The sequence below is a fragment of the Microcoleus sp. D3_18a_C4 genome (assembly GCF_036702415.1).
Lineage (GTDB): Bacteria > Cyanobacteriota > Cyanobacteriia > Cyanobacteriales > Microcoleaceae > Microcoleus.
Genome location: NZ_JAUBTI010000197.1, coordinates 1 through 3,987 on the forward strand (window position 1 = coordinate 1; position 3,987 = coordinate 3,987).

The 3,987-nt window shown below is 44.1% G+C and carries 3 protein-coding genes; all 3 read right to left on the reverse strand.

Annotated elements, in window-relative coordinates; translation table 11 throughout:
- A partial coding sequence (locus QUB16_RS32940) for a hypothetical protein (RefSeq protein WP_333322572.1) occupies positions 1-200 on the reverse strand: 200 nt, incomplete at its 3' end.
- 146 nt (positions 201-346) lie between these two features.
- Positions 347-946: a hypothetical protein gene (locus QUB16_RS32945; RefSeq protein ID WP_333288987.1), complete on the reverse strand. Its 600-nt coding sequence runs from the start codon at positions 944-946 to the stop codon at positions 347-349.
- Between the two features lie 9 nt (positions 947-955).
- Positions 956-3,871 (reverse strand): DUF1156 domain-containing protein, encoded by a 2,916-nt coding sequence (locus tag QUB16_RS32950; RefSeq protein WP_333322573.1) that lies wholly within the window; start codon positions 3,869-3,871, stop codon positions 956-958.
- Positions 3,872-3,987: the final 116 nt, after the last annotated feature.

Sequence of the window (3,987 nt, forward strand, 5' to 3'; positions counted from 1 at the left end):
CCCGCTCGCGTATTGTACAATACGCGAGCGGGGACGCTCGCACTGTAAATGCAAAACTGAGATACTCCCACAAGAAATTCCTCAAAGTCAACCCCTACTCCCCAACAATCAGGGGGATTTAGGGGGATCTCCGGGCGATACAAACCGTTAACTGAACCGTATTGCATTATGGTAGCCAGAAACCGGGTTTTTTTACCCACAGGACTTACGCACAGCCTCAATATATAGTGTTTTGTAGGGGCAAACCCCCCGTGGTTGCCCCCATACCTGGGATGATTGCGTAAGTCCTAACCCAAATACTAGCCAAAAACCCTCAATTAAAGTGAAAAACCCGGTTTCTTGAGCTTTAATCGGGAAGAAAACTTACTAAAATACCGAGAATTTTAGGAAGGTTTTGCAGATAATATTCGACCGCATCAATACTGATAACTTGTGCTTCTAACTTAAGAAATTTCCAAATATTGCCCGAAGTGACAACCCCATAAATAGTGCCGATATTATTGCCTTCTTGTTCGTTAAATAGTTTTGCTGCTACCATTTCGGCTACACACTGCCCCAAACCGCTATTAATATTTTCTTTCTTGGCTTCTACTAGGGCTACAACGGGCGAACGAATAAACAGTAATTCGGGGTCTTTGCTAATCAGAAAATCGCAAATTCCATTTAAACCTAATTCGGGGGCAATATTAAACTCGGTTCCTGAGAATAAACTAATTTTATCTTGCAGTTGTCTCCTCAATTCTAGTAAAATTGGAGCAATAATTAACTCAGAACGGGCTTTTTCTGTATTCATTGCTAGGGCTAAAGGTACGTTATATTGCAGGGTTTGGGTTAAAATGTTGCTGCATTCTCTCTCAGCGGTTTCGGCGAATAAGTTAACTCGTTCTGAGGTTATTAACTTAAAGGTTTTGACGGCTTTATCTAAACTAAATTCACTGTAAGACATGGTTGAAATTTAACTCCCTTTAGTAAATAAGTTTTCTTCTATAAGTCGCTTCCAAGATGCTAGTAAGGTGTCTATTGTTTGCTGTTCCTTGGTACGGTTCGTAGTGTGGCCTTCGATTCCTCCTGCCTCTGGTGTTAAAGCACGACCCGCTAAGGCTTGGGCTACTAACTGCAATTGGGTGGTGTCTGGCTGTGCTAAACTCAAAAATTCATAGATGCCTTGTGGTCTATTTTCTGATAGCCACAGCAAGCGGTGCAGGATGTCAATTAAGCTAGGGGCGTTGCCTATGGCTTGGGGTTTGACGTTGAAGGTTTGCTCTTTTTCGGTTTTTTGAATGCCTAAGTCTTCTAATGCGCCGCGTTCTTGATAGTCTTTGAGTTGGATTTGATTTTTGGTTTTTTTGACTAGGGCAAGTTTGCCGTCAGTTAAACCGCTAGCGCCGTCTAATTCGACACCTATACCTCGCGCTAGGGTGTTGGCTTCGTCAAATTCGACAATGGCTTCGCCGTATTCGTAGCGTCCCAGAATGTAATATTGGGTGGGTTTATCAACGGCTGAGACTCCTTTTTGGTCGCATCCTAAGACTGTGCCCAAGATGGTTTCAGCTACTTCTTTTTGTACTTCATCTAGGAAAGAACTGGCATCTAATTCGTCTCCGTTGGGGAGTTCTACGCGGTCAAATTGGGTGTAGGCGCGGAGTCCGGCACCGATGCAAGCTATTACTAAGTCTGCGCCGGCAACTCCTTCTGACATCAGGGTTTTTACTCTGTCGCGCACGATTTCTGATAGCAATGGGCGGACTTCTGTAGCGTAGTCGCCAGTACCCCCTTCAGTTCCCCCTTGGTAAGGGGGGAAGTTAGATAATTCTTGTTCCCTCACCTTAGTAAGGGGAAGGTTAGGGTGGGGTTTTTCCCGTTTTCTGGCAACTAAAAAGATACTGGAAGCGAGAGAGGCCCTAAGACCGCGCAATCCTCCTTGCTGTTCAGTATCAAGCGGCCATGCTTCAGTAATGGTAAATTTAGCCCGCCTGAGAGAATCAATTAATGTTGACCAACCGGCGGTAGTTTTGTGGGCATAAACTACAACCATCATGCCCCCTGGTTTTAGCACTCTGCTGGCTTCACAAAATGCTTTGTGCATCAAGTCTTCATAAGCTTGGGCTGCTTTTTTCTTGTCTCCCCCATGTCGTGAAGGTTCCATAATGGCTTCGTTTTTTTTGGGGGTAAGTTGACTAGAAAAATGTTCGGGGAAAAGATGTCCAATACTGCGTTTTAGCCATACATAAAAATAGTCTGATAAATCAGAATAGGGAACAGCATCAAAATAAGGAGGATCAGTAATAACTGCATCTAAGCTAGAATCGGATAAATCTAATTTTTGGCAAGGCTGTCTTTTAGCGATTGCTACATTACTAATTTCTGCCAAGTTTCGCACGTTTTGAATAGTCCAGTCTAAACCGTCAGAATAGTTACCAGAACTCCCTCCAATTGGGTTAGTTTCGGGAAAGTCCCAACACATCGGTAGCCGGCCGCTACCAATAGGGCTTTCTATAGTTTCGCGCCCTGTATGGTAAACCCCCAAGTTACTACCTCTATTAGCAACTTTTGTAACCCCAAGACTGAGATAAGTTGCAACGGCTTTCCCTAATTCCTCCTCATACCCCTGAGACAACATCTCCTGATGCGCCAACCTCACCCACTTAACAAACGTCATCAGCGACAGCAATTGACGGGAGGTAAATAAATCTGACCATTTCAATAAGCCATAGGGTTGTACTCGGAAACCGAGAACTCCATAATCAGGTAAAGGTTCATTAGGAATAGTTAACCCTGTTTCAGCACAAAGATTTTCTAAGCGATTCTTTAATTCAGCCTCATTAGGAATATAGTAATTATATGAACTTCCCGCTAAATAAGTTTTACCTTGTTCTCCCGAAGTTGTACAGACAATCGCCATCAATTGCTGCCCAATCTTGCCAGCTTTTCCCTGTTCTTTAATATAATTTGTCTTAGATGTTGTCCCGCAATGACGACAAGTCGAAGTTCCCCGCGAACTACCCGCCGCCGGGTCAAAACCTAACCCTTTTTCCGTTGCAGACTCGACAACTTCAAACTCAACCCGCTTTGTTTCGTGATTAGGAATCACCTTAAGTGCAACATACTTTTTAGACTTCTTGCAAAGCCAAGTTTGCCGCACCAAAGGAACATCAGCGCCACAACCAGGGTTAGGACATTTAACCGTTCGCGTCCATAAATATGCAACAGGAGTAATATTTTGTGCGAGAGTTAACTGCTTAACTTTTGGTGCAAATAACTCTAATTGCTCAGATTCCTGCGGCACAACTTCCCCCACCTTAATATCAGGGTATAAGTCACCCATTTCTGCCCGCACCTTTTGAATCACCCAATTGCCCCATTTTTCCACCTCATCGGCTAATTTTCTGCCGTACTTTTGGGGATAAACTAGGGTACAAAGCTCAATAATATGAGCCACGGGATTGAGTTCAACTGCGTAGGTTTCGCACCCCAAACGCAACGCTTCTAACGGAATAGCCCCGCCGCCAGAAAACATATCTAAAACCTTTGGTGGCGGCACTTGATTTAATGGTGTTTCTGGCGGTAAATTCAGGCGAAGTTTTTGCGCTTCTAGGATTTGCTTTCTGGCTTTATCAAGAGTAGGTTGTCCAGCTTCCCATTTACACAAATCAATCATTGCTTGTTTCAATGCTGTGCGCTTCTGTGGTGTTTCTGGTGCCGCTATTAGGGATGCAAAAACCGCCGCTCTTGCTGCGACTAAAGGCCGTCTCGCCCACCATAAATGTAGGGTGGAAATGTGACCTTTGCGAATCGACTTCTCCCGTGCAGCTTCTACCGAGATTTCTTTGATAGGGATAAAGTCTTCAATTAAGCGGCGGTCATTTGTCATGGTTGGGTAGTCTTTTTTGTTTTTCGTGTAAGAATGACGAAGGGAGCATCTCAGTTTTGTAAAAAGCATTTTTTTATTGTAGTGCGAGCGTCCCCGCTCGCGTATTGTACAATACG